The organism is Streptomyces sp. A012304 (assembly GCF_026008495.1).
In the GTDB taxonomy this organism is placed as follows: Bacteria; Actinomycetota; Actinomycetes; order Streptomycetales; family Streptomycetaceae; genus Streptomyces.
The window spans coordinates 17,975-43,266 of the sequence record NZ_BQUN01000203.1 but is presented as its reverse complement, the minus strand read 5'-3'; the positions used below and the strand labels follow the sequence as shown (position 1 = coordinate 43,266).

The window sequence follows — 25,292 nt, the reverse complement described above, 5'->3', positions numbered from 1 at the left end:
GCCTGCGTCGGTGACCACCCCGCATCCCCTGTTCCGGCGCGACGCGCTACGCTCGCCCGCCATGAGTGGACGCAGTGATTCCGAGATATCCGAGAGGAACGAGGAGGTCGGCAAGGGCGAAGAGCCCGAGGAGAAAGAGCCCGAGGAGATCGAAGAGATCGAAGAGGCGCGACGGGCCCGCTGGACGGCGACCGGCACCGGCGCCCTGCTGACCCTCGCCGGTCTCGCGGCCGCCCTCCTGCGCCTCACCGGCTCCGCTCCGGCCCTGGTCCCCGCCGCCTACGCCCTCGGCGCCGCCGTCTGCGCGCTGGCCGCCTTCCTGGGCGCCCGGGGCCGCACCCGGCGCGCGCTGTGGCTGCTGATCGCCGGTGTGATGGTGATGGCGTTCGGCGACCAGTCCGACTGACGGGGACCCGGCACCCCGGGCCGACGCCGACAGGACAGAGTCGGCGTTATTGTCCTGTGATCTGTCTCCCACTCTTGTGAAGAACCCCACGAACGCGGCCAACGATCACGTTCGCCTGGAAGAGTGTCCTCGCATCGCTCATCGTTCTTTGCGGGCTGTTCGGTTCAGGCGCGACTGTTTCCCGGCCAAAGATCCACAATTTGACCTCCGGGAGCACGTTCGTGGCAGCCCTTGCACAGTGGTGCGTCCGGCACCGCCTCGTCGCGTTCCTGCTCTGGCTCCTCGTCCTCGGCGGCACGGCCGGCGCCGCCGCGCTCACCGGCTCCACGTACTCCAACGACTACGACGTCTCCGGCACCGAGTCCGGCCGTGCCACCCGGCTGCTGGAGGACGGCTTCCCGGGACTCGGCGGCGACAGCGACACCGTCGTCTGGCACACCGGCTCGGGCACCGTCCGCGCCGCCGACGTCGAGCAGACCATGACCCGCACCCTGGAGCGGATCGCGGATCTGCCGGCCGTCGCCTCCGTGACCAGCCCCTACGACGACCAGGGCGCCGCCCGGATCAGCCGGGACGGGCGCACCGCCTACGCCACGGTCGTCTTCGAGGAGCGGGCCGAGGACATCGACCGGGGTGCGGCGCTGGCCGTCGTCGACCTCGCCAAGTCGGCCGAAACGGACGGGCTCCAGGTGGAGCTGGGCGGCAGCGCCATCGCGCTCACCGAGTCCTCCGGCGGGCACCTCGCCGAGATCGTCGGCGTGGTCGTCGCCGCGGTCGTGCTGTTCCTCGCCTTCGGCTCGCTCGCCGCCTCCCTGCTGCCCATCGTCACCGCCCTGGTCGGGGTCGGCACCGCGTACGCCGGGATCGTGCTGCTCGGGCACGCCATGACCGTCGCCGACTTCGCGCCCATGCTCGGCATGCTCGTCGGGCTGGGTGTCGGCATCGACTACGCGCTGTTCATCGTCACCCGGCACCGGCGCGGCCTGAAGCGCGGGCTGCCGGTCGCGGAGGCCGCCGAGAACGCCGTGGCGACCACGGGACGCGCGGTCGTCTTCGCGGGCGCCACCGTCTGCATAGCCCTGCTCGGGATGCTGATCCTGCGCCTGAACTTCCTCAACGGCGTCGCGATAGCCGCCTCCCTGACCGTCGTCCTGACCGTCGCCGCCTCCGTGACCCTGCTGCCCGCCCTGCTCTCCTTCATCGGCCCGCGCGCCCTCAGCCGCCGCGAACGGCGCCGCCTCGCCGAGCACGGACCCGAACCCGAGCTGCCGACCGGCTTCGCCGCCCGCTGGTCGGCGTTCGTGGAACGTCACCCCAAGCTGCTCGGCACCCTCGCCCTCGTGGTCGTCACCGTCCTCGCCCTGCCGACGGCCGGGCTGCGCCTGGGCACCTCCGACCAGGGCAACGGCCCCGCGTCCGCCACCACCCGCCAGGCCTACGACCTCCTCGCCGACGGTTTCGGCGCCGGCGTCAACGGCCCCCTGACGCTGGTGACCCACGTCGACGGCGCCGAGGACCGGCTCGCCCTCGACAACCTCGACGCCACCCTGCGCTCCACCGAGGGCGTGGCGTCCGTGACCCCGGTGACGTACAGCGCCGGCGGCGACACCGCGTACCTCACCGTCGTACCGGAGTCCGCCCCGCAGTCGCAGCGCACCAGCGAATTCGTCGACCGGCTGCGCGCGGAGGTGCTGCCGCGCGCCGAGGCGGGCACCTCGCTCGATGTGCAGGTCGGCGGCGTCACCGCCGGGTACGACGACTTCGCCGAGGTCATCGTCGGCAAGCTGCCGCTGTTCGTCGGGGTCGTCGTCGGTCTGGGCTGCGTCCTGCTGCTGCTCGCCTTCCGCTCCGTCGGCATCCCGCTCAAGGCCGCCGTGATGAACGTCGCCGCCGTCGCCGGCGCCTTCGGCGTGGTCGTCGCGGTCTTCCAGTGGGGCTGGGGGAGCGAACTGCTGGGCCTGGGCCGCGCCGGACCGATCGAACCCTTCCTCCCCGTGATCATGGTGTCGGTCCTCTTCGGGCTCTCCATGGACTACCAGGTGTTCCTGGTCAGCCGGATGTACGAGGAGTGGCTGGAGACCGGCGACAACCGGCGGGCCGTGCGCGTCGGCCTCGCCGAGACCAGCCGGGTGATCAACTCCGCGGCGGTCATCATGATCTCGGTGTTCCTCGCCTTCGTCCTCAGCGGCGACCGCGTGATCGCCATGTTCGGCATCGCGCTGGCCGCCGCCGTCGCCCTCGACGCCTTCGTGCTCCGCACACTGCTGGTGCCGGCCCTGATGCATCTGCTCGGCGGCGCCAACTGGTGGCTGCCGCGCTGGCTGGACCGCCGACTGCCCCGCATCAGCATCGAACCGCCCGAGACCCGTGCCGCTCATGAGAAGCTCGCCCAGGTCGTGGAGGACCTCGAACTCGACAAGGAGCGGCAGCCGGATGTACGCGATACCACTGGGTGACGACGGAGCCGAACTACGCCCCCTGGAGCCCTGGCACGCCGAGGAGTTCCTCGCGCACCTGGAGCGGGGACGGGAGTTCATCAACCAGTACATCGGCTTCGGCGCCAACGCCACCGACACCGCCTCCGCGCGCGAGGTGCTCCAGCGCTACGCCGACATGCGCGCCGCCGACACCGGCTCGCTGCACGGCCTGTGGCTGGAGGGCAAGCTCGTCGGCGGGGTGCTCTTCCTCAACTTCGACGCCGCGCGGGGCAACTGCGAGGTCGGCTGCTGGCTGGAACCCGCCGGCACCGGGCGCGGACTGGTCACGCGCGCGATGCGGGTGCTCATCGACTTCGCCGTCGAGCGGCGCGGCATCCACCGGATCGAGTGGATCGCCGCCTCGGGGAACGTGCCCAGCCTGAACGTCGCCCGACGGCTGGGCATGACCCGCGATGGTGTCCAGCGCGAGGCCCACCCCTATGGTGGGGTACGGCACGACCTCGAAGTGTGGTCGGTGCTGGCCCCCGAGTGGCGCGCCGCACGCGCGCGTGCCGCTCACAACGACCATTAAGAGACCTCTCAGAGAGCGTCCGTACGGTGCGAGGCATGGGAACCAAGACTGTTGACGAGGACGGCGCGGCCACGGGCGCCGAGGCCGCCGAGGCGAAGCGCGACGACGAGGCGACGGACGTCGCCGCGACGGGCACCGGCGACACCACCGACACGAGCGACACCACCGACGAGGTGACGCCGGCCGAGGCCGGCACCGCCGCCGACGGCGACACCAAGCAGGACGGCCCCACGGGTGTCGGCCAGGGCGCCGGCGCCGTGGTCTCCGCCGCGCTCGGCCTGGTCTCGCTCACCGGCGGCTGGGTCGGCACCGTCGCCTCCGCCCGCGAGACCCTCGTCGGCCAGCTGGAGACCTCGACCGACGCGGGCGTCGCGCAGCAGATCCAGGCGGTCTACGGCGACGCCTGGCAGACCACCGCCCTGTGGGCCGGTCTGTTCGCGCTGGCCGCGCTGATCACCGGTGTCGTGGTGCTGGCCCGGCCCGCCTTCGGCGCGCCCGGCAGGCCGCAGGCGCCGTGGATCAAGTCGGTCGCCTGGGCGGGCATCACCCTCGGCGTCGTCGGACTGCTGCTGGCCGTCCTGAAGTACACCGACGCGCTGCTCGGACTGCCGTCGGCGAGCTGAGCCGCCGCAGGCCCCGGAGGGGTCTCAGGGCGGTCCGTAAGCACCTTACGGACCGCCCTGAGACCCCTCACACGCGTCTAAGGCCCCGCCCGCCGCCGAAGATGCGGAACTCTCCCGATGTGGCGGACCCCCCTGGGCGACGAAGGTTGAGGCAACGCGGCGGACCAGCCGCGACAACCGACTCTCCCGAGGGACACACCATGTACGCCTACGAGCTCCACCAGATGCGCTCCGCCGAACTCATCCGCCAGGCCCAGGAGGAGCGCCTGGCCCGCGAGGCCACCCGAGGCCGCCGCGCCGCCCGCCGCGAGGCCGTCGCCCGCGCGTCCCGCACGACGCCCGCCACCGGCGGCGCGGAACCCCTAAACGCCGCCGGCGCGTCCGATAGCCGCCGTCCCCGTCGCCTGCGACCCGCGCGCTCCACGTGACCACGCGCGCGGTGGGGGAGTCGCCGGCTTCCGGCGCCACCGCTCCCACGCGCGCGGTGGGGGAGCCGTCCGCTTCCGGCCCCACCGTCTCCACGCCGCGCCCGTCGATATCGGCTGGGGGGGCCGGGCCGCCCTGTGCGATGCTCGCTGTTGTGCAGAGCAGGTCCGTCAGTCCCGTATTCGTCGGCCGGGCCGAGGAGTTGGGCGTCCTCGACGAGGCGCTCGCCCGGGCCGGCGCGGGCGAGCCGCAGGCGCTGGTGATCGCCGGTGAGGCCGGGGTCGGCAAGACCAGGCTGGTCGAGGAGTTCGCCACCGTCGCCGAGGGCCGAGGCGCCGTCGTCGCGCTCGGCGGCTGCGTCGAGATCGGCGCCGACGGCCTTCCCTTCGCCCCGTTCTCCACCGCCCTGCGGGCCCTGCGCCGCGCCCTGCCCGACCGACTGGCCGCCGCAGCGGCCGGCCAGGAGACGGAACTCGCCCGGCTGCTGCCGGAGTTGGGCGAGGCCGGCACCGGTGGGCACGACGACGAGGGCACCGCCCGCCTCTTCGAACTCACCGCCCGCCTCCTGGAACGCGTCACCGCCGACCGCACCGTGATCCTCGCCCTGGAGGATCTGCACTGGGCCGACGCCTCCACCCGCCACCTCCTGTCCTACCTGCTGCGCACCCTGCGCACCGGCCGCCTCGTCGTCCTCGCCACCTACCGCTCCGACGACATCCACCGCCGCCACCCGCTGCGCCCCCTCCTCGCCGAACTCGACCGGCTGCGCACCGTCCGCCGTATCGACCTGGCCCGCCTCACCCGCGAGGAGGTCGGCCGTCAGATCGCCGGGATCCTCGCCGCCGAACCCGACCCCGCCCAGGTCGACGCCATCTTCGAACGCTCCGACGGCAACGCCTTCTTCGTCGAGGAACTCGCCGTCGCCGCGGCCGATGGCTGTCGCACCGGCCTCACCGACTCCCTGCGCGACCTGCTGCTGGTCCGGGTCGAGGCGCTGCCCGGGGACGCCCAGAAGGTCGTCAGGATCATCGCCGAGGGGGGCTCCACCGTCGAGTACCGGCTGCTCGCAGCCGTCGCCGGACTCACCGAGGACGACCTCATCGAGGCGCTGCGGGCCGCCGTGGGCGCCAACATCCTGCTCCCCACCCCCGCCGACGACGGCTACCGCTTCCGCCACTCCCTGGTCCGCGAGGCCGTCGCCGACGACCTGCTGCCCGGCGAACGCTCCCGCCTCAACCGCCGTTACGCCGAGGCCCTCCAGGCCGACCCGACGCTCGTCCCCGCCGACGAGCGCGTCATGCGCCTGGCCAGCTACTGGTACCACGCCCACGACCCCGCCCGGGCCCTGCCCGCCGTCCTGGACGCCTCCCTCATCGCCCGCTCCCGCCACGCCTACAGCGAGCAACTCCGGCTCCTGGAACGCGCGATGGAACTGTGGGACTCCACCCCCGAGGCGGTACGGGCCACCCTGCGCCCCGTCGACTACGCCGAGGCCTACCCGCCCCCGCCGCCCGCACCGCACCCGCGGACCGCCGACGGCCGCGACCCCGCCGCCACCCCGCTGCGCTACCTCGACCTGATGGCCGAGGCCGCCGTCGCCGGCCGCCGCTGCGGGGAACGCGAACGCGCCTTGAAGATCACCAACCGGGCCCTGCACCTGCTGACGGACGGGGACGACCCGTTGCGCGCCGCCTGGTTCTGGGTGCAGCGCTCCCGGCTGGTGTTCGCGGTGGGCCGCGGCAGCGGCCGTCAGGAGCTGGCCACCGCCCAGGAGCTGGTGCGCGGCCTGCCGCCCAGCGGGGTGCACGCCGAGATCCTCACCCATGTGGCCAACTGGTCGATGGTGCACGACCCGGGACCCGACGCCTACGCCGCCGCCGAGCGCGCCGTGGAGTACGCCCGCATGGTCGGCGCCCGCCAGACCGAACTCCACGCCCACCAGATCCTGGGCATCCTCATGGTCGAGGCCGGCCACGTCGAGACCGGCCTCGCCGAGCTCCACCGCGTCAAGGAGCGGGCGCTCGCCGAGGACATCTCCTCCGTCACGCTGAACGTGTACGTCAACCTCCCCTCCGAACTCGAGGCGGTCGGCCGCTCCCTGGAGGCCCTGCCGATCCTGGAGGAGGGCATCGTCTTCGCCGCCCGGCACGGACTGCCCGACGCCGAGGCCCTGGTGCGGATCAACCACACGGAGTCCCTGCTCGCCCTCGGGCGCTGGGACGAGGCGGAGCGGACCTGTGCCGCCGCCGGGCGGATCGGGCAGGGCAGCGCGACCCGCGGCGCCCACGCCACCCGCCGCGCCGAACTCGCCCTCGACCGCGGCGACCTCGCCGAGGCGACCCGCCTGCTGGACGCCGCACGGGGCTTCTTCGCCGCGCACGAACCCGCCCCCCAGTACGATCTGCCACTGACCCGCATCGCCGTCGCCGTCGCCGCCGCCGAGAACCGCCTCCCCGAGGCGAGGTCCCACCTCACGCGCGTCCTCGACCGCGGCTTCCCGCCCGGCACCCATCGCTACGCCTGGCCCCTGCTCGTCACCGCCGCCGCCGTCGAGGGCGACGCCCGCGCCCTGCCCGCCGCCGACGACGAGGGCCGTGCCGCGCTCCTCGGCCGTATCCGCACCACCGCCAAACGGCTCGCCACCGCCGTCCCCGTCTGGCACGCCCACGCCCTCTGGCTGCGCGCCGAGCTGCTGCGCGCCGAGGGCCACGGCGCCCCCGCCGAGTGGTCCGACGCCGTCACCGCGTTCGAGGCGCTGGAGCGCCCCTACGACCTCGCCCGCACCCGGTACCGCCTGGCCGAGGCGCTGCTGACCATCGGCGGCGACGACGAGCGCGACCGCGCCGCCGAGCTGCTGCGCCTCGCCCACGCCGTCGCCGCGCACCTCGGCGCCCGCCCGCTCACCGACGCGGTCGCCCTGCTCGCCCAGCGCGCCCGCCTCACCCTGCTGCCCGCGCCCAGGCGGCGCCCCGCCCCCGCCGACCCCGCCGAGGCCCTCGGCCTGACCAGCCGGGAACGTGACGTCCTGCGGCTGGTCTCCGCCGGCCGCACGAACCGCCAGATCGCCGCGGAACTGTTCATCTCCCCGAAGACCGTGAGCGTCCACGTCTCCAACATCCTGGGCAAGCTCGGCGTCTCGGGCCGGGGCGAGGCGGCGGCCGTCGCCCATCGGCTGGAAATGTTCCCCACGGAGCCGGGGATCGAACGGCTGAGCGACAATGACGGAGCCTATTAGGGAGGCGCCGTGTTCAACATGTTCGAGGAACTGTTCGCACCCGGCCGCAAGCACACCCGGGACGAGCAGAACCGGCTGGAGCTGACCCGAGTGGACGTCGGCGACGGCGACCCGGGACGCGGGCCGATAGACCTCACCTCCGGCAAGGTCGTCGTCCGGCGGCCCGCGACGCGGCCCGGGCAGGAGCCCGAAGGGGACGACGGCCCGCGGGCCGGGCAGTGAACCGCGAGCCGCCTCAGCTCACCCGCAGTTCCAGGATCCGGTCGTCACCCCCCTGCGGCGCGCCCCGGCCGTCGGTGTTGCTGGTGGTCACCCACAGCCTGTCGCCGCCCGCCGCGACCACCGTGCGCAGCCGGCCGTACTCGCCCGTCAGGAAGGCCTGCGGGGCCGCCGACGCCTCCGTGCCCTTCAACGGGACACGCCACAGACGCTTGCCCCTCAGCCCCGCCATCCAGATCGAGCCCTCGGCGTGGGCGATGCCGCTGGGGGAGGCCTCGTCCGGACCCCACTGCGCGATCGGGTCGCGGTACCGCGCGTCGGAGGCCTCGCCCTCCGCCTCCGGCCAGCCGTAGTTGGCGCCCGGCGCGATCGCGTTCAGCTCGTCCCAGGTGTCCTGGCCGAACTCCGAGGCGAACAGACGCTGCTCGGCGTCCCAGGCCAGGCCCTGCACATTGCGGTGCCCGTACGAGTACACGGGGGAGTCGGGGAAGGGGTTGCCCGGGGCCGGCTCGCCCTCGGGGGTCAGGCGCAGGATCTTGCCGCCCGTGGACTCCTTGTCCTGGGACAGGCCCTTGTCACCGCTCTCGCCCGTACCCACGTACAGCATCCGGTCCGGGCCGAAGGCGATCCGGCCGCCGTTGTGCACGAACCCCTTGGGGATGCCCCGGAAGACCGTGTCGGGTGCGCCCAACTGCTCGCCGACCGGGCGCTTCGGGTCGTACAGCATGCGCACGACACGGTTGTCGGAGGCGGAGGTGAAGTAGGCGTAGACCATGCGGTCGGAGGCGTAGTCCGGGGAGAGGGCGATGCCGAGCAGGCCGCCCTCGCCGTCCGCCGAGACGCCCGGGACCTCGCCCAGCTCGGTCTTCGCGCCCGTCTTCTCGTCGACCTTGACGATCGTGCCCTCGTCGCGGGAGGCCACCAGCAGGCCGCCGTCGGGGAGCGGCACGAGGCCCCAGGGGGAGTTCAGGCCCTCGGCGACCGTGCGCACCACCGTGACCGTGCCCTTGGCGGGCGGGGTCGGCTCCGCCTGCCCGGCGGGGGAGGACCCGGCCGCCGTCGGGCTCGGGGACGGGCTCGCTCGGTCCGGGGCTCCTCCGCCGTCGGAGGAGCAGCCGGCCGCCAACAGGAGCGCACTCGCGGCCAGCACGGCCGTCACTGCTCGACGATGCACGATCTGGGTCCCTTCGACGGAGCGGTTCCAGCGCGGGTTCTACTTGTCTTACACCGCTCGCGCCCCACGGGTTCCCGATCACGCGAACCGATACGGAAGTGGAGGCGCCCCGGCCACGCGAGCCGATACCGAGAGGCTGCCCCGGCCACGCGAACCGATACGCATGAGGACGTGCCCCGGCCCTACTCCCACGACCCCTGGGCGGCCGGCAGCTCCGCCACCTCCGCCAGGTCGCGCTCCGACAGCCGCACCCCGGCCGCCCCCGCGTTCTCCGTCACCCACCGCTCCTGCTTGGCCCCGGGCACGGGCACCACATGGCGCCCCTGGGCCAGCACCCACGCCAGCGCCACCTGCGCGGCCGTCACGTCCTCGCCGTGCCGTGCGGCGACCCGGCGCAGGCCGGCGACGATCGGCTGGTTCGCGGCCATCATCTCGGCGGTGAAACGGGGATGCCGGGCCCGCATGTCGTCCGGCTCGAAACCCTCGCCCGGCGTCAGCGTGCCGGTGAGGAAACCATTCCCCAACGGCATCGCCGCCAGGAAACCCACCCCGCGCTGCTCGCACCACGGCAGCAGCGTCTCCAGCGCCTCCGGCGACCACACCGACAACTCCGCCTCCACCGCGCTCACCGGGAAGACCTGCTGCACCCGACGCAACTGCCGGATCGTCGCGTCGTACAGCCGCCCGCCCGAGCGCCGGCCGCCCCGCGCCCCCACCGCGCACAGCCCCAACGCCCGCACCTTGCCCGCGCGGACCAGCTCCGCCATCGCCCCCCAGGTCTCCTCCACCGGCACCTCCGGGTCGGCGCGGTGCAGCTGGTAGAGGTCGATGACGTCCGTCTGCAACCGCCTCAGCGAGGCGTCGCAGGCCCGCTTCACATATCCCGGCCGGCCGTTGGCCACGATGTGCTGCTCACCCACCAGCAGCCCGACCTTCGTCGACACGAACGCGTCCGCGCGCCGCTCCTTCAGCACCCGCCCCACCAGCAGCTCATTGGTGAACGGGCCGTACATGTCGGCGGTGTCCAGCAGGGAGACGCCCAGATCCAGCGCCCGGTGCACGGCCCGCAGCGACGCGTCCCCCCGCTGCCGCGACCCGCTGTACGCCCAGCTCATCGGCATGCACCCGAGACCGACGGCCCCCACCGAGAGCGCCCCCGCGCCGATCGTCCTGCGCTCCACCTGCCGCGAACCTCCCTTTCCCGGCCCCCAACCTAACCTCTGCACGCGCGCGTGCCTGACATAGCCTCCAGACATGACTGCTGACGTGTGGCTTCCCATCCCGCCGGACGAGATCCAGGGCCTCCCCGAGGGCCTCGACTACCTTCTCTGGGACGGGGGCGAGGACGGCCGGCAGGCCTTCCCGGGCGACCCCGCCGACTGCGTCGTGTACGTCGTGCCGTACATGAAGCGGCAGCACGTCAAGGTGCGGCCGCTGGAGCGGATGCCGCACCTCAGGCTCATCCAGACGCTGACGGCGGGCGTCGACGACATCACCGCCGTGCTGCCGTCGATCCCGCCCGGCGTACGGCTGTGCAACGCGCGCGGGGTGCACGAGGCGAGCACGGCCGAGCTGGCGCTCACCCTGACCCTGGCCGCCCTGCGCGGCATCCCCCAGTTCGTGCGCGCCCAGGACCAGGGGCTTTGGCAGGGCGGCTTCCACCCGGCGCTCGCCGACAAGAACGTGCTCGTCGTCGGCTACGGGGCCATCGGCGCGGCCATCGAGGACCGGCTCGTTCCGTTCGAGGTCGCGCGGGTGGCGCGCGTCGCGCGCTCCCGGCGCACCACGGCGCGCGGCCTGGTGCACCCACTCACCGAACTGCCCTCCCTCCTGCCGGAGGCGGACGTCGTGATCCTCTCCACGCCCCTCACCGACAGCACGCGCGGCCTGGTCGACGCCGAGTTCCTCGCCCGCATGAAGGACGGCGCGCTGCTGGTCAATGTCGCCCGGGGAGCCGTCGTCGACACCAAGGCGCTGCTGGCGGAGCTGGAGACCGGCCGCATCACGGCGGCCCTGGACGTCGTCGACCCCGAGCCGCTGCCCCCCGGCCACCCCCTGTGGCGGGCGCCGGGCGTGCTGATCAGCCCGCACGTCGGCGGCCCCACGTCCGCCTTCCTGCCGCGCGCCAAACGCCTGTTGGTGGATCAGTTGCACCGTTTCGTGAACCAGGAGCCCCTGCGCCACGTGATCCTTACGACGGGCGCCACCGACGAAGCATGACGGGCACGGGACGCGCGTGATCCGGTTCGGGCACCCTCCGCAGTCCTTCGGACGCGGGCCGTACGCGCGTCGCCGCTGGTCGTCACTGAGCGTAGAGGAACTATGTCCCTGAGTGACGAGACTGGTGTATCGTCCCGACAGGGGCTGCGCCGTGCACCGTTCGGCGCCGGGGACGCACATTTCAGACTGTGAGGGGGGCGACGGGCGATGCACGGCCTATGGACGAACGATCCGACGCGGCGGAGTCGCCGCCGACGGCCCTGTTGCACGGCCGCGCGCGCATGCGGTGGCCCCGCAGGTCCCGGGACTCGGCGCAGCCATCACCGGCGCGGGAACAGCGCCCTGGGCAGGCATGCCCACCCGGCGCACCGGGCCCCGCGGGACCCCGCGACGGAGCGGACCGGGAGGCCCCGGTGACGTCGCCGCCGACCTCCACGACCCTCCTCGACGCGGCACTGCGGGCCCAGCCCACGGCGGCGGCTCCGCCGGCCGAGCGGCCGTCCTCCGGCCGCTGGGCGTCGAGCACGGTCCACCAACTGCTGCTGGCCCTGGTGTGCGCGGCCTACGCCGTCGGTTCCGCGCTCGGCTGGGGCTCCGACCAGCTCGCCCTGATCATGGGCGACTTCGGTCTCTGCGCCGCCGCGGGCGCCGCCGCGGTCTCCTGCTTCCTGTACGCGCGCACCCGCCGCGTCCGCTTCCGGTCGGCCTGGCTGCTGTTCGCGCTCTCCTCGACGATGGCCGCCCTGGGCAACCTGGTCTGGGGCTGGTACGAGGTCGTCCTGAACCGGCCCGTGCCGACCCCCAGCTACGCCGACCTGTTCTTCCTGTGCTTCGCGCCGCCCGCGATCGTGGGCCTGCTCGTGCTCGCCGCCCGGCCCGTGACCAAGGCCGGCTGGGTCTGCCTGGTGCTGGACGCCTGGCTGATCGCGGGCTCGCTGCTCACCCTCTCCTGGAGCCTCGCCCTCGCGCAGGCCGCGCAGCTCGACGGCCCGAGCGTGGCGCACGCGGCGCTGAGTCTGGCGTACCCGCTGCTGGACATCGCCCTGGTGAGCATGGTGCTGGTGCTGCACTTCCGGCGTTCGTGGGCCAACCGCACGGCGGTCAACACGGCCGTCGGCGCCCTCGCGCTGACCGTGATGTGCGACGCCCTGTTCACCTCCCCGCTGATGCACAACAGCTACCGCTCGGGCCAGCTCCTCGACGCGGGCTGGTTCGCGGGCTCGCTGCTCCTCGCCTACGCCCCCTGGGCCGCCTCCCGCCAGCGCGGCGCGCCGGACGAGGGCCACTCGCGCGTGGTGCACGAGCACGTGCCCGGCCAGCGCCCGGGCGGCCATCCGCCCGTGCAGCCGCCACCCGGCTCCGGAGGCGACCCCGGCCGGTATCCGGCCACCCGGCCCATCACCGGCTCCCTCGCCGCCCTCACGCCCTATCTCGCCGCCGCCGTCTGCTTCCTGGGGATCCTGTACAACGTCCTCAACGGCCGCAGCGTCGACCGCGTGGTCCTGCTGACCGGGGGCGCCGTGGTGCTCGCCCTCGTGGTGCGCCAGGGCATCATGCTGCTCGACAACATCACCCTCACCCAGGAACTGGCGCAGAAGGAGAACCACTTCCGCTCCCTGGTGCAGGGCTCCAGCGACGTCATCATGATCGCCGCCCCCAGCGGAATCCTCCGGTACGTCTCCCCGGCCGCCGCAGGCGTCTACGGCCGGCCCGCCGAGGAACTCGTGGGCACGGAACTGGCCAACCTGATCCATCCGGAGGACCTGGGCTGCGTGGTGCACGAGGTGCGCCGCTTCCTCGCCGCCAGCCCCCAGGAGGAACCCACCACCCGCATCGAGTGCCGCTTCCGCTCCGGCGACGGCGGCTGGCTCAACGTGGAGTCGACCGTCAACCGCCACCACGGCGGCCTGATCTTCAACAGCCGGGACGTGACCGAACGGGTGCGCCTCCAGGCGCAGCTCCAGCACAACGCCGAGCACGACCCGCTCACCGACCTGCCCAACCGCGCCCTGTTCACCCGGCGCGTCCAGCAGGCGCTCTCCGGCCGCCGCAGCTCCGACCGGGGCACCGCCCTGCGCAACACGGCCGTCCTCTTCATCGACCTCGACGGCTTCAAGGCGGTCAACGACACCATCGGCCACCAGGCCGGGGACGAACTGCTCGTCCAGGCCGCCCGCCGGCTCCAGGACGCCGTCCGGCAGGGCGACACCGCCTCCCGGCTGGGCGGCGACGAGTTCGCGGCCCTGATCGTCGGCGACACCACCCGCGACCGCGCCGCCCGCGAAGGCCACATCCTGGAGCTCGCCGACCGCCTGCGGGTCACCCTCTCCCAGCCCTATGCCATCGACGGCAACGAGGTACGGGTCGCCGCGTCCATCGGCGTGGCCTTCGCCGAACCCGGGCTCGGCGCCGGTGAGCTGCTGCGCAACGCCGACCTCGCCATGTACCGCGCCAAGGCGGGCGGCAAGGGCCGGGTCGAGCTGTACAAGCCGCAGATGCAGCAGGACGTCGTACGGAAGGCGGAGCTGGCGACGCGGTTGCGGGCCGCTCTGCACGACGGGGAGTTCGCGCTGCTGCACCAGCCGGTGGTGCGGCTGGAGGACGGCCGGATCTCGTCGGTCGCCGCCGAGGCGCGCTGGCGCTCCTCACAGGGCGTGCTCTTCACGCCCGCGGAGTTCCTGCGGGTCGCGGAGGACAGCGACAAGACCGCGGAGCTGGGCCGCTGGGTGCTGGAGGAGGCGGTCGCGCAGGCCGCCGACCGGGCCGCGAGCCGGCTGAACGTACCGGTGGTCGTCCGGGTGGACGCCCGGCGCCTGCTGGACCGGTCGATGCCGCTGGGCTCGGTCGAGGCCCTGCTGACGCGGCACGGGCTGCCGTCCGGGTCGCTGGTGATCGAGCTGTCCGACATAGACCCCAGGGTGCCGCTGGACGAGCTGGAACGGCGGCTGGGCGCGCTCAAGCGCCTCGGCGTGCGCATCGCCCTGGACGGCTTCGGCGGCGGCTGTGTGGCCATAACGGCCCTGCGCCGGCTCCCCGTCGACATACTGAAACTCGATCGTGGTCTGGTCGAGGGCGTCGTCGAGTCGGCACGGCTGCACAAGATCACCAATGGGCTGCTGCGGATCGCCGGCGATCTCGGGCTCCAGTCCGTGGCGGAGGGCGTCGACCTGCCCGAGCAGGTCGTGGCCCTGCGCTCGATGGGCTGCACGCACGGGCAGGGCATGGCCTTCTCCGGGTCGCTCGACGAGTACCGGCTGCGCAGGGCGCTCGGCCGCGGCCAGTACCCGGTGCCGCACGGGCCCGTCGAGCCGGCGTTCGCGGGCGGCGGCGCGGGGGTGTACACCAGTGGTGTGGCCGCCGTCCTGGGCAGCGGGAGTTCACTGCGCTCACATAATGAGACGCCTGTCCCACCCACTTGACAGTCGGTGCGCGCCGGGGGGAGGGTCAATGCCATGCGCACCCGAATTCTCGTACTTGGCAAGCGCGTCGGCTGAAGCTGGTGACGCTCCGGACGGACCCGGACTCCCAGCGACCCCACCCGGCGCGCTCCCCTCGCTTGCCTTTCGGCACGAGGGGTTTTTTGTTGCATCAGCAGCAGTCGCACACCGTACAAAACACGCATAAACCCTCAGCATCGAGAAGAGAATGCCGATGACCGAGCAGGCCACCGGGGCCCATCACCCGCAGCCGCGGCCCCGATCCGGAGGACAGCACTCCGCGTCCGTCGAGCACGTCACGGGTGCGCAGTCCCTCATCCGTTCTCTCGAGGAGGTCGGCGCCGACACGGTATTCGGCATTCCCGGCGGGGCGATCCTTCCCGCCTACGACCCGCTGATGGACTCCACCCGGGTGCGCCACGTCCTGGTCCGCCACGAGCAGGGCGCCGGCCACGCGGCCACCGGCTACGCGCAGGCCACCGGCAAGGTCGGCGTCTGCATGGCCACCTCCGGCCCCGGCGCCACCAACCTGGTCACGCCGATCGCCGACGCCCACATGGACTCCGTGCCGCTGGTCGCGATCACCGGCCAGGTCGCCTCCTCGGCGATCGGCACGGACGCCTTCCAGGAGGCGGACATCGTCGGCATCACCATGCCGATCACCAAGCACAACTTCCTGGTCACCAAGGCCGAGGACATCCCGCGGATCATCGCGCAGGCGTTCCACATCGCCTCCACCGGCCGCCCCGGCCCGGTCCTGGTCGACATCGCCAAGGACGCCCTCCAGGCGAAGACCACCTTCTCCTGGCCGCCCACCATGGACCTGCCCGGCTACCGCCCGGTGACCAAGCCGCACGCCAAGCAGATCCGTGAGGCCGCCAAGCTGATCACCGCCGCCAAGCGGCCGATCCTGTACGTCGGCGGCGGTGTCCTGAAGGCCGGCGCCACCGCGGAGCTGAAGGTCCTCGCCGAGCTGACCGGCGCGCCCGTCACCACCACCCTGATGGCGCTGGGCGCCTTCCCCGACAGCCACCCGCAGCACCTGGGCATGCCGGGCATGCACGGCTCGGTGGCCGCCGTCACCGGTCTGCAGAAGGCCGACCTGATCGTCGCCCTCGGCGCCCGCTTCGACGACCGCGTCACCGGCAAGCTGGACAGCTTCGCCCCGTACGCCAAGATCGTCCACGCGGACATCGACCCGGCGGAGATCGGCAAGAACCGCGCCGCCGACGTCCCGATCGTCGGGGACGCCCGCGAGGTCATCGCGGACCTGATCCAGGCCGTGCAGAAGGAGCACAGCGAGGGCAACCAGGGCGACTACAGCGCCTGGTGGAAGGACCTCAGCCGCTGGCGCGAGACCTACCCCCTCGGATACGACCAGCCCGAGGACGGCTCGCTCTCCCCGCAGCAGGTCATCGAGCGCATCGGCCGGCTCGCGCCCGAGGGCACGATCTTCGCGGCGGGCGTCGGCCAGCACCAGATGTGGGCCGCGCACTTCATCCAGTACGACAAGCCCGCCACCTGGCTGAACTCCGGCGGCGCGGGCACGATGGGCTACGCGGTCCCGGCCGCCATGGGCGCCAAGGCGGGAGCCCCGTCGCAGACGGTCTGGGCGATCGACGGTGACGGCTGCTTCCAGATGACCAACCAGGAGCTCACCACCTGCGCCCTGAACAACATCCCGATCAAGGTCGCCATCATCAACAACGGCGCCCTCGGGATGGTGCGCCAGTGGCAGACGCTGTTCTACAACCAGCGCTACTCCAACACCGTGCTGCACTCCGGGCCGGACGACGTCAACCCCGCCGCCCGCGGCACCCGCGTCCCCGACTTCGTGAAGCTGTCGGAGGCCATGGGCTGCTACGCGATCCGCTGCGAGGACCCGGCCGACCTCGACAAGGTCATCGAAGAGGCGAATTCCGTCAACGACCGCCCGGTCGTCATCGACTTCGTGGTCCACGAGGACGCCATGGTGTGGCCGATGGTCGCCGCCGGCACGTCCAACGACGAGATCATGGCCGCCCGGGACGTCCGCCCCGACTTCGGCGACAACGAAGACGACTGACCACGACCGGCAAGGAAGAGCAACCCGACATGTCCAAGCACACGCTCTCCGTCCTGGTGGAGAACACCCCGGGCATCCTCGCCCGGATCGCCGCCCTCTTCTCCCGCCGCGGCTTCAACATCGACTCGCTCGCGGTCGGCGTCACCGAGCACCCCGACATCTCCCGCATCACCATCGTGGTGAACGTCGAGGACCTGCCGCTGGAGCAGGTCACCAAGCAGCTCAACAAGCTCGTCAACGTGCTGAAGATCGTCGAGCTGGAGCCGGCCCAGGCGGTGCAGCGGGAACTCGTTCTGGTGAAGGTGCGCGCCGACAACGAGACGCGCTCCCAGATCGTCGAGATCGTCCAGCTGTTCCGCGCCAAGACCGTGGACGTCTCCCCGGAGGCCGTGACCATCGAGGCCACCGGAAGCAGCGACAAGCTGTCCGCCATGCTGAAGATGCTGGAACCGTACGGCATCAAGGAACTGGTCCAGTCCGGCACGATCGCGATCGGCCGCGGCGCCCGTTCGATCACGGACCGCTCGCTGCGCGCTCTCGACCGGTCGGCGTAACGACGGATTCGGGCGGTCGGGGGACACCGGCCGCCCGTATACCGAGACCCCGAAACTTCCCCCACCCTCGCCGTCATACGGTGGGACGCAACACCTGCACTCAAGGAGAGAACCCAAAGTGGCCGAGCTGTTCTACGACGCTGACGCCGACCTGTCCATCATCCAGGGCCGCAAGGTCGCGGTCATCGGCTACGGCAGCCAGGGCCACGCCCACGCGCTGTCGCTGCGTGACTCGGGTGTCGACGTGCGGGTCGGTCTGCACGAGGGCTCCAAGTCCAAGGCCAAGGCCGAGGAGCAGGGCCTGCGCGTGGTGACGCCGGCGGAGGCCGCCGCCGAGGCCGACGTCATCATGATCCTGGTGCCGGACCCGATCCAGGCCCAGGTCTACGAGGAGCACATCGCGCCGAACCTGAAGGACGGCGACGCGCTGTTCTTCGGCCACGGCCTGAACATCCGCTACGGCTTCATCAAGCCCCCGGCCGGCGTCGACGTCGCCATGGTCGCCCCGAAGGGCCCGGGCCACCTGGTCCGCCGCCAGTACGAGGAGGGCCGCGGCGTTCCGTGCATCGCCGCCGTCGAGCAGGACGCCTCCGGCAACGCCTTCTCGCTGGCCCTGTCGTACGCCAAGGGCATCGGCGGCACCCGCGCCGGTGTCATCAAGACCACCTTCACCGAGGAGACCGAGACCGACCTGTTCGGTGAGCAGGCCGTCCTCTGCGGTGGTACCGCCGCGCTGGTCAAGGCGGGCTTCGAGACCCTGACCGAGGCCGGCTACCAGCCGGAGATCGCCTACTTCGAGTGCCTGCACGAGCTGAAGCTGATCGTGGACCTCATGTACGAGGGCGGCCTGGAGAAGATGCGCTGGTCGGTCTCCGAGACCGCCGAGTGGGGCGACTACGTCACCGGCCCGCGGATCATCACCGACGCCACCAAGGCCGAGATGAAGAAGGTCCTCGCCGAGATCCAGGACGGCACGTTCGCCAAGAACTGGATGGAGGAGTACCACGGGGGTCTGAAGAAGTACAACGAGTACAAGTCCCAGGACTCCGAGCACCTGCTGGAGACCACGGGCAAGCAGCTGCGCAAGCTCATGTCCTGGGTCGACGAGGAGGCGTGACATGAGCCGCGGCGGTGCCCCCGGGCGGGGCGCCGCCGCGAGCCCGTTTCGTCTTGTCCGGCGTGGCAGGCCACGTCCGGGTGATCCTTCCGCAGAGGCGCAATGCGCCGTGTGTCACGGCACTACACTGCTGCACAACATACGCGTCAGGCCCACAGCGTCGTGCGTCTTCCACGCGGCTAGCCCCTCCTCCGCCTGCGGCCGTCGGGACGGCCGTCCGCACGCATTGGACTTGTGAGGACTCACGTGAGCTCGAAACCCGTCGTACTCATCGCTGAAGAGCTGTCGCCCGCCACCGTCGACGCGCTCGGCCCGGACTTCGAGATCCGGCACTGCAACGGAGCGGACCGAGCCGAACTGCTCCCGGCCATCGCCGATGTCGACGCGATCCTGATCCGTTCGGCCACCAAGGTCGACGCCGAGGCGATCGCCGCCGCGAACAAGCTCAAGGTCGTCGCGCGCGCCGGCGTCGGCCTGGACAACGTGGACGTCTCCGCCGCCACCAAGGCCGGCGTGATGGTCGTCAACGCCCCCACCTCCAACATCGTGACCGCCGCCGAGCTGGCCTGCGGTCTGATCCTCGCCACCGCCCGCAACATCCCGCAGGCCAACGCCGCGCTGAAGAACGGCGAGTGGAAGCGGAGCAAGTACACCGGCGTGGAGCTGGCCGAGAAGACCCTCGGTGTGGTCGGCCTCGGCCGTATCGGCGCGCTCGTCGCCCAGCGCATGTCGGCCTTCGGCATGAAGGTCGTCGCCTACGACCCGTACGTGCAGCCCGCGCGGGCCGCGCAGATGGGCGTGAAGGTGCTGTCGCTGGACGAGCTGCTGGAGACCTCCGACTTCATCACCGTCCACCTGCCCAAGACGCCGGAGACGGTCGGTCTGATCGGCGACGAGGCGCTGCGCAAGGTCAAGCCGAGCGTGCGCGTCGTCAACGCCGCGCGCGGCGGCATCGTCGACGAGGAGGCGCTGTACTCCGCCCTCAAGGAGGGCCGGGTCGCCGGTGCCGGTCTCGACGTGTACGCCAAGGAGCCCTGCACCGACTCGCCGCTGTTCGAGTTCGACCAGGTCGTCGCCACCCCGCACCTCGGCGCCTCCACGGACGAGGCGCAGGAGAAGGCCGGTATCGCCGTCGCCAGGTCGGTGCGGCTCGCCCTCGCCGGCGAGCTGGTCCCGGACGCGGTGAACGTCCAGGGCGGTGTCATCGCCGAGGACGTCAAGCCGGGCCTGCCGCTCGCCGAGCGCCTCGGCCGTATCTTCACCGCGCTCGCCGGTGAGGTCGCGGTCCGCCTCGACGTCGAGGTGTACGGCGAGATCACCCAGCACGACGTGAAGGTGCTGGAGCTGTCCGCCCTCAAGGGCGTCTTCGAGGACGTCGTCGACGAGACGGTGTCGTACGTCAACGCCCCGCTGTTCGCGCAGGAGCGCGGTGTCGAGGTGCGGCTGACCACGAGCTCCGAGTCGAGCGACCACCGCAACGTCGTCACCGTGCGCGGCACGCTGTCCGGCGGCGAGGAGGTGTCGGTCTCCGGCACGCTGGCCGGTCCGAAGCACGTGCAGAAGATCGTCGCGGTCGGCGAGTACGACGTCGACCTCGCGCTCGCCGACCACATGGTCGTGCTGCGCTACGAGGACCGTCCCGGTGTCGTCGGCACCGTGGGCCGCATCTTCGGCGAGGCGGGCATCAACATCGCCGGCATGCAGGTCGCGCGCGCGGCGGCCGGCGGCGAGGCGCTCGCCGTCCTGACCGTCGACGACACGGTGTCCGCCGGGGTGCTGGCGGAGGTCGCGGCGGAGATCGGCGCGACGTCGGCCCGCTCGGTGAACCTGGTCTGAGACCCACCGCGAACGCCGGACGGGCCGAGTCCACTCGGCCCGTCCGGCGTTTTCGCCGTTCGGGTGGCGTTCTGCGTCGGACGACCGAGGCCGCTACCCGGCGACGACGCGCCCGTCCCGCATCCGCAGCACCCGGTCCGCGAAGTGCCGGACCACCGCCCGGTCGTGGCAGATGAACAGGTAGCCGAGGCCCAGGTCGTCCCGCAGGTCGGCGAGCAGGTTCAGGACACCGGCCCGCACGGACGGGTCCAGCGCCGACACCGGCTCGTCGAGGACCAGCAGCCGCGGCCCGGAGGCGAGCGCGCGGGCGATACCGGCGCGCTGGCACTGGCCCCCGGACAGCTCATGCGGACGGCGGGCGCCGTACGACGGGTCCAGGCCGACCCGGTCGAGGAGTTCGGCGACCCGGGCCGGGCCGTCGGCGTCGGTCCAGCGGCCCTGCACCTTCAGGGGCTCCGCCACCGCGTCACGGATGCGGTGGCGCGGATTGAGGGAGCCGTACGGGTCCTGGAAGACCGGCTGCATGCGCGGGCGCAGCGGCCGTAGCTCCCGTTCGGTGAGAGAGGTCAGCTCCCTGCCCTCGAAGTGGACCTCGCCCGCGGCCGGGCGGCGCAGTTGCAGCACCGCGAGGGCCGTGGAGGACTTCCCGCAGCCGGACGGGCCGTCCAGGGCGAGGGTCTCGCCGGGCTCCAGGGCGAAGGAGACGCCGTCCACGGCGGTGGCGGTGCCGTAGCGGACCACGAGGTCGCGCACGTCGAGCAGGTGACTCATACCGGCTGCTCCTCCTCGAACAGCTGCGTCGCGTCCGTGGGGACCCGGTCCGGGTGGTGGCAGGCGACCAGACGTCCGTCGGCCTCCCGGGGCTCCGGTTCCTCGGTGCGGCAGCGGTCGGTCGCCAGGGGGCAGCGGGGCGCGAAGGCGCAGCCCGGCGGCAGGGCGCCCGGCGCCGGGGGAGTGCCGGGGAGGGTGGGCAGCCTGCGGCGCCGGGGTCCGTCCTGGGGGAGGGAGGCCAGCAGGCCGGCGGTGTAGGGGGCGCGCGGCCGGTCCAGCACCGCCGGGGCCGTGCCCAGTTCGGCCGCCCGGCCGGCGTACATGACCAGGACGCGATCCGCGTGGTCACGGACGACGTCCAGGTCGTGGGTGACGAGGAGCAGCGCGGCACCGACCGCCTCGCGCTGCTCGCCGAGCACCCGCAGCACCTGCTCGCGGCGCTCGGCGTCCAGCGCGGTGGTCGGCTCGTCGGCGACGACCAGGTCGGGTTCGTTGAGGGTGGCCATCGCGATCACGGCCCGCTGCCGCATGCCGCCGGAGTACTCGTGCGGATAGGCCCGCGCCCGCCGGGCGGCGTCCGGGATGCCCACCCGCTCCAGCGCGGCCACGGCCCGGGCCCGCGCCTCCCGCCGGGACACGCCCGTCACCGACCGTACGGCGGCGGCGAGCTGGTCACCGACCGGGTGCACCGGCGAGAGCGCCGACAGGGCGTCCTGCGGCACCAGCGAGACACGGCGCCCGCGCGCGGCGGCCAGGTCGGCCGAGCCGTCCAGCAGGATCCGGCCGCTCACCGTGGCCCCGCGCGGTGCCGTGCCCAGCAGGGAGCGCGCGGTCAGCGACTTCCCGGCGCCCGACTCACCGACCAGGGCGAGCACCTCACGGGGGCGGACGTCGAAGGAGACCCCGCGCACCGCCTCGATCCCGTCGAAGGCGATCCGCAGGTCGCGTACCGACAGCAGCGGGTCAGACACCAACGAGGGCCTCCTTCGGGGTGGTTCTCCGGATGGCGCGTACGGTGTCGCGGCCCTGGGCGTACGCAGCCGACGACACCGCCAGCGCCGCCAGCAGGGCCAGCGCGACGGCCGGGGCGAGGGCCGCCCAGGGGGCGCGTTCCACGTAGGCGCGGGACTCGTCGAGGAGCAGCCCCCACTCGGGGGCGGGCGGCTGGGCGCCCAGGCCGAGGAAGCCGAGGGAGGCCAGGGCGAGGGCGATGCCGGGGAGGCGGAGCAGGGCGTGGCGGGCGACCGGCGCGGCCACCGAGGGCAGGACGTGCCGGGTGAGGATCCACCACGGGGGCGCGCCGATGGCGCGTTGGGCCGTCAGGAACGCCGACGCCCGCACCTCCTGCACCAGCGCCGCCGCGTGCGCGGCCAGGGCCGGCCAGGAGATCAGACCGACGGCCAGCGCCGCGCCCTCGGTGCCGGGGCCCACGGCCGCCGCGACCAGGATGCCGGCGATGACCGGGGGCAGCGCGTTGGCGATGTCCGCCGCTCCGGCCGCGACGCCGGGCAGGAAGCCCAGCGCGAGCGACACGACCAGGCTGAACAGGCAGACGGCCGCCGCGGTGCCGACCGTCGCCGCCGCGCCGTGGCCGAGGCGGGCCAGCACGTCCCGGCCGAGGCCGTCGGTGCCCAGCGGGTGCGCCCAGGAGGGGGACGCCAGCCGGGCCGCCGTGTTCACGGCGTACGGGTCGCGCAGCAGACCCCAGCCGATCGTCGTGAGCAGGACGGCGGCCAGGGTCAGCGGGACCGCGGGAGGGACGCGGACCGGGCGGACCGGGGGCAGGGCGAGTGAGGCGTCCCGCAGGGCCGGGCCCAGCAGCCGGCGCCTGAGGAGGGCCGCCAGCGCGCCGGCGACCAGACCGAGCAGCAGTAGGGCCAGCACCGAGCCCTGGAGCAGCGGCAGGTCCTGCGACTTGGCCGCACCCAGCGCCGTACGCCCGATGCCGGGTACCGCGAAGACCGTCTCCACCGCGACCGCGCCGCCGGTCAGGCCGACGGCGGCCATGCCGAACTGCGGGACGAGCGGCGGCAGGGCGCGGCGCAGCGCGGCGGCGGAGATCCGCGCCCGGCTCACCCCGGCGCCGCGCCACAACTCCACCCACCGTTCCTCCAGCACGGCCGGCAGCGCGTCCGCGACCAGCCGGCCGAGCAGCCCGCCCGCCGGGACGCCGAGGGCGACGGCGGGCAGCACCATGTACTCCGGGCCCGCCCAGCCGGACGTCGGCAGCCAGCCGAGCCACACCCCGCACACCAGCAGGCCCACCGTGGCCAGCAGGAACTCGGGGACGGCGGCCAGCATCGCGGCGCCCGTCCCGGCCGATCCGCGCCCCCGCACCAGGACGGGGGCGACCAGCACGACGGCGAGCAGCACGGCCACGCCGAGGGCGGCGCCCATCAGGGCCAGCGACACCTGGAGCCCTGCGGTCACCGAGGGCAGCACGTCGGTGCCCGACACCCAGGAGGTGCCGAGGTCGCCGCGGACCAGGCCGGCGGCCCAGTTCCCCAGCAGGGACAGCGGGCCCGCGTCCAGACCGAGGTCGCGGCGGATGGCGTCCAGGGCCTCCCGGGTGGGTTCCTGTTCGGCGGAGCGGGCGCGCAGGACGGTCAGGGCGGGGTCGCGGCCGGAGAGCCAGGGCAGCAGGCCCACGGCCGCGACCACCGCGAGGAGGGAGACGGCCCGGGTCACCCCGGCGGCGGTCGGCCTCACTTGACGTACGTGGCGGCCGTGACCAGCTCCCGCTCGCGCGGGTCGTGGGCGGCGCCGACGACCCCGGCGGCGTCGCCCTGGATGACCCGCTCGTGCAGCATCGGCACGGCCGCGTCGGTGGCGAGCACGGCGGCCTCGGCGGCGATGACGGCCTGGCGGCGGGCGTCACCGGCGGGCGTCCCGCCGGCCTTCTTCAGGGCCGTGTCCACGGTCGGGTCGCTCAGCTGGGCGATGTTGAAGGAGCCGTCGGAGGCGAAGTCGCTGTACAGGTAGGCGGCCGGGTCGCCGGAGTCCAGGACGGTGGCCCGGGACAGGATGAAGGCGTCGAAGGCACCGGCCAGCGCGTCGGACTCGATGTTGGCGTACTCGCGCACGTCGAGCTTCACCTTGAAGCCCGCCTTCTGCAGCTGCTGTTGCAGCGCGGCGGCGACCTCGGGGAGTTCGGCGCGGTCGGTGAAGGTGCCGATGGTGACGGTCTTCCCGGCCGGGGTGCCCGGCTTGGCGCGGGTCACCGGCTTGCGCAGCCCGGCCGCCCAGGGCAGGGCCGGGCCGAGCAGACCCTGGGCGACGTCGGCGCGGCCCTCGTACACGCCCTTCACGATCGACTCCGCGTCGATGGCCTCGCGGGCGGCGGCGCGCAGCGAGGCGTCCTTGAAGACGCCCTTCTCGGTGTTGAGGTACAGGGTGTTGGTGCGCGGCATGGGCACCTCGGTGATCAGGTCCTGCTCGAGGAGCGCGGCCTGCGACACCGGCACCGCCTCGACGATGTCGGCCTCGCCGGTGCGCAGGGCGGCGGCGCGGGCGGTGCCGTCGGGCACGAACCGCACGTCGATGCCGGGGGCCTTGGCCTTGCCGCCCCAGTAGGCGTCGTAGCGGTCGAGGGTGGCGGAGGAGGTGCCGTTGACCTCGGTCAGCTCGAAGGGGCCGGTGCCCGCGCCGACCGGGTTCACCGTCTTGCCCGTGTACGCCTTGGCGGCGAGGATCGACAGCTGCGGCGAGCTGAGCCGCTGCGGGATCAGGGGGTCCTCGGCGGCGGTGGTGACGGTGACCGTGTCGGCGTCGGCGGCCTTCGCGATCAGGTCGACGCCGTCCAGGATGCGGGGCTTGGGGGAGGCGGCGGCGGCCCTGGTGAGGGAGCGGACGACGGCCTCGGCGTCGAGTTTCGTGCCGTCGTGGAAGGTGACGCCGTCGCGTATCTCGAAGCTCCAGGTCCTGCCGCTCTGCTGCCAGGAGGTGGCGAGCGCGGGCTTGGCGTCGCCGATCGCGTCCAGCTTCACCAGGGTCTCGGCGGTCGACCAGCGGGAGAGCTTGAAGGCGTCGTCGGAGAGCGGCGACAGTCCCGAGCGCGGGGGCAGCATCATCGCGAGGCGGACGCGCTTGCCGTCCGCGCCGGAGGCCGTGCCGCCGTCGCCGGTGAAACAGCCGGTGAGCAGCGCTGAGGCGGCCGTGAGGGCCGTGACGGGGAGCAGGCGGCGGGCGGACAGGCGCACG

19 protein-coding genes are annotated in these 25,292 nt (G+C 73.1%); 13 read left to right on the top strand and 6 right to left on the bottom strand.

Annotated elements, in window-relative coordinates; genetic code table 11:
* Positions 1–61: 61 nt before the first annotated feature.
* The 7 genes from ALMP_RS41540 to ALMP_RS41510 all read left to right on the top strand — a co-directional run bounded on the left by ALMP_RS41540 (position 62) and on the right by ALMP_RS41510 (position 7,921).
* Complete coding sequence (locus tag ALMP_RS41540; RefSeq protein WP_264937218.1) at positions 62–406, top strand: hypothetical protein; 345 nt, start codon at positions 62–64, stop codon at positions 404–406.
* Positions 407–627: 221 nt separating this feature from the next.
* Positions 628–2,862 (top strand): MMPL family transporter, encoded by a 2,235-nt coding sequence (locus ALMP_RS41535; RefSeq protein WP_264937217.1) that lies wholly within the window; start codon positions 628–630, stop codon positions 2,860–2,862.
* Complete coding sequence (locus ALMP_RS41530; RefSeq protein ID WP_264937216.1) at positions 2,840–3,415, top strand: GNAT family N-acetyltransferase; 576 nt, start codon at positions 2,840–2,842, stop codon at positions 3,413–3,415. Before ALMP_RS41535 ends, ALMP_RS41530 begins: the two co-directional genes overlap by 23 nt.
* A gap of 35 nt (positions 3,416–3,450) precedes the next feature.
* A complete protein-coding gene (locus tag ALMP_RS41525) occupies positions 3,451–4,038 on the top strand; it encodes a hypothetical protein (RefSeq protein ID WP_264937215.1) in 588 nt (195 codons plus the stop codon).
* A gap of 200 nt (positions 4,039–4,238) precedes the next feature.
* A complete protein-coding gene (locus ALMP_RS41520) occupies positions 4,239–4,466 on the top strand; it encodes a hypothetical protein (protein WP_264937214.1) in 228 nt (75 codons plus the stop codon).
* A gap of 140 nt (positions 4,467–4,606) precedes the next feature.
* A complete protein-coding gene (locus ALMP_RS41515) occupies positions 4,607–7,699 on the top strand; it encodes a LuxR family transcriptional regulator (protein ID WP_309299620.1) in 3,093 nt (1,030 codons plus the stop codon).
* 9 nt (positions 7,700–7,708) lie between these two features.
* Complete coding sequence (locus ALMP_RS41510; RefSeq protein ID WP_264937212.1) at positions 7,709–7,921, top strand: DUF6191 domain-containing protein; 213 nt, start codon at positions 7,709–7,711, stop codon at positions 7,919–7,921.
* Between the two features lie 13 nt (positions 7,922–7,934).
* Here ALMP_RS41510 and ALMP_RS41505 read toward each other — a convergent pair whose 3' ends face one another.
* Positions 7,935–9,092 (bottom strand): sorbosone dehydrogenase family protein, encoded by a 1,158-nt coding sequence (locus tag ALMP_RS41505; RefSeq protein WP_264937211.1) that lies wholly within the window; start codon positions 9,090–9,092, stop codon positions 7,935–7,937.
* Between the two features lie 182 nt (positions 9,093–9,274).
* Entirely contained in the window at positions 9,275–10,273 is a 999-nt protein-coding gene (locus ALMP_RS41500) for an aldo/keto reductase (RefSeq protein WP_264937210.1), read from the bottom strand.
* A 73-nt stretch (positions 10,274–10,346) separates the two neighbouring features.
* Here ALMP_RS41500 and ALMP_RS41495 point away from each other — a divergent pair, with 73 nt between their 5' ends.
* From ALMP_RS41495 to serA, 6 genes are all read left to right on the top strand, one after another.
* On the top strand, positions 10,347–11,312 hold the full coding sequence (locus ALMP_RS41495) for a 2-hydroxyacid dehydrogenase (RefSeq protein ID WP_264937209.1): 966 nt from the start codon (positions 10,347–10,349) through the stop codon (positions 11,310–11,312).
* A 413-nt stretch (positions 11,313–11,725) separates the two neighbouring features.
* Positions 11,726–14,731, top strand: a complete 3,006-nt coding sequence (locus ALMP_RS41490) for a bifunctional diguanylate cyclase/phosphodiesterase (protein ID WP_264937208.1) — start codon at positions 11,726–11,728, stop codon at positions 14,729–14,731.
* 232 nt (positions 14,732–14,963) lie between these two features.
* The gene (locus ALMP_RS41485; protein ID WP_264937207.1) at positions 14,964–16,814 is read left to right on the top strand and encodes an acetolactate synthase large subunit; all 1,851 of its coding nucleotides are present in this window, start codon (positions 14,964–14,966) and stop codon (positions 16,812–16,814) included.
* Positions 16,815–16,843: 29 nt separating this feature from the next.
* Positions 16,844–17,368 (top strand): acetolactate synthase small subunit, encoded by a 525-nt coding sequence (ilvN, locus tag ALMP_RS41480; protein WP_059128941.1) that lies wholly within the window; start codon positions 16,844–16,846, stop codon positions 17,366–17,368.
* A 118-nt stretch (positions 17,369–17,486) separates the two neighbouring features.
* Positions 17,487–18,485 (top strand): ketol-acid reductoisomerase, encoded by a 999-nt coding sequence (gene ilvC / locus ALMP_RS41475; protein ID WP_264937206.1) that lies wholly within the window; start codon positions 17,487–17,489, stop codon positions 18,483–18,485.
* 246 nt (positions 18,486–18,731) lie between these two features.
* Positions 18,732–20,321, top strand: coding sequence for a phosphoglycerate dehydrogenase (gene serA, locus ALMP_RS41470; protein ID WP_264937205.1), 1,590 nt, complete (start codon positions 18,732–18,734; stop codon positions 20,319–20,321).
* A gap of 93 nt (positions 20,322–20,414) precedes the next feature.
* Here the strand turns inward: serA and ALMP_RS41465 are convergent, their stop codons facing one another.
* Genes ALMP_RS41465 through ALMP_RS41450 form a run of 4 tightly spaced genes read right to left on the bottom strand, consistent with a single transcriptional unit; the run spans position 20,415 to position 25,291 of the window.
* Positions 20,415–21,092: a dipeptide/oligopeptide/nickel ABC transporter ATP-binding protein gene (locus ALMP_RS41465; RefSeq protein ID WP_264937204.1), complete on the bottom strand. Its 678-nt coding sequence runs from the start codon at positions 21,090–21,092 to the stop codon at positions 20,415–20,417.
* A complete protein-coding gene (locus ALMP_RS41460; protein ID WP_264937203.1) occupies positions 21,089–22,066 on the bottom strand; it encodes an ABC transporter ATP-binding protein in 978 nt (325 codons plus the stop codon). The genes ALMP_RS41465 and ALMP_RS41460 overlap by 4 nt, the downstream gene beginning before the upstream one ends.
* On the bottom strand, positions 22,056–23,801 hold the full coding sequence (locus ALMP_RS41455) for an ABC transporter permease subunit (protein WP_264937202.1): 1,746 nt from the start codon (positions 23,799–23,801) through the stop codon (positions 22,056–22,058). The genes ALMP_RS41460 and ALMP_RS41455 overlap by 11 nt, the downstream gene beginning before the upstream one ends.
* Positions 23,798–25,291, bottom strand: a complete 1,494-nt coding sequence (locus ALMP_RS41450) for an ABC transporter substrate-binding protein (protein ID WP_264937201.1) — start codon at positions 25,289–25,291, stop codon at positions 23,798–23,800. Before ALMP_RS41450 ends, ALMP_RS41455 begins: the two co-directional genes overlap by 4 nt.
* Position 25,292 lies beyond the last annotated feature (1 nt).

Bases quoted from the DNA above. Each gene is read 5' to 3' on its own strand.
- ALMP_RS41520 (WP_264937214.1), top strand. From the start codon at position 4,239: ATGTACGCCTACGAGCTCCACCAGATGCGCTCCGCCGAACTCATCCGC.
- ALMP_RS41465 (WP_264937204.1), bottom strand. From the start codon at position 21,092: ATGAGTCACCTGCTCGACGTGCGCGACCTCGTGGTCCGCTACGGCACC.
- ALMP_RS41515 (WP_309299620.1), top strand. From the start codon at position 4,607: ATGCTCGCTGTTGTGCAGAGCAGGTCCGTCAGTCCCGTATTCGTCGGC.
- ALMP_RS41485 (WP_264937207.1), top strand. From the start codon at position 14,964: ATGACCGAGCAGGCCACCGGGGCCCATCACCCGCAGCCGCGGCCCCGA.
- ALMP_RS41525 (WP_264937215.1), top strand. From the start codon at position 3,451: ATGGGAACCAAGACTGTTGACGAGGACGGCGCGGCCACGGGCGCCGAG.
- ilvN (WP_059128941.1), top strand. From the start codon at position 16,844: ATGTCCAAGCACACGCTCTCCGTCCTGGTGGAGAACACCCCGGGCATC.
- ALMP_RS41495 (WP_264937209.1), top strand. From the start codon at position 10,347: ATGACTGCTGACGTGTGGCTTCCCATCCCGCCGGACGAGATCCAGGGC.
- ALMP_RS41530 (WP_264937216.1), top strand. From the start codon at position 2,840: ATGTACGCGATACCACTGGGTGACGACGGAGCCGAACTACGCCCCCTG.
- ALMP_RS41540 (WP_264937218.1), top strand. From the start codon at position 62: ATGAGTGGACGCAGTGATTCCGAGATATCCGAGAGGAACGAGGAGGTC.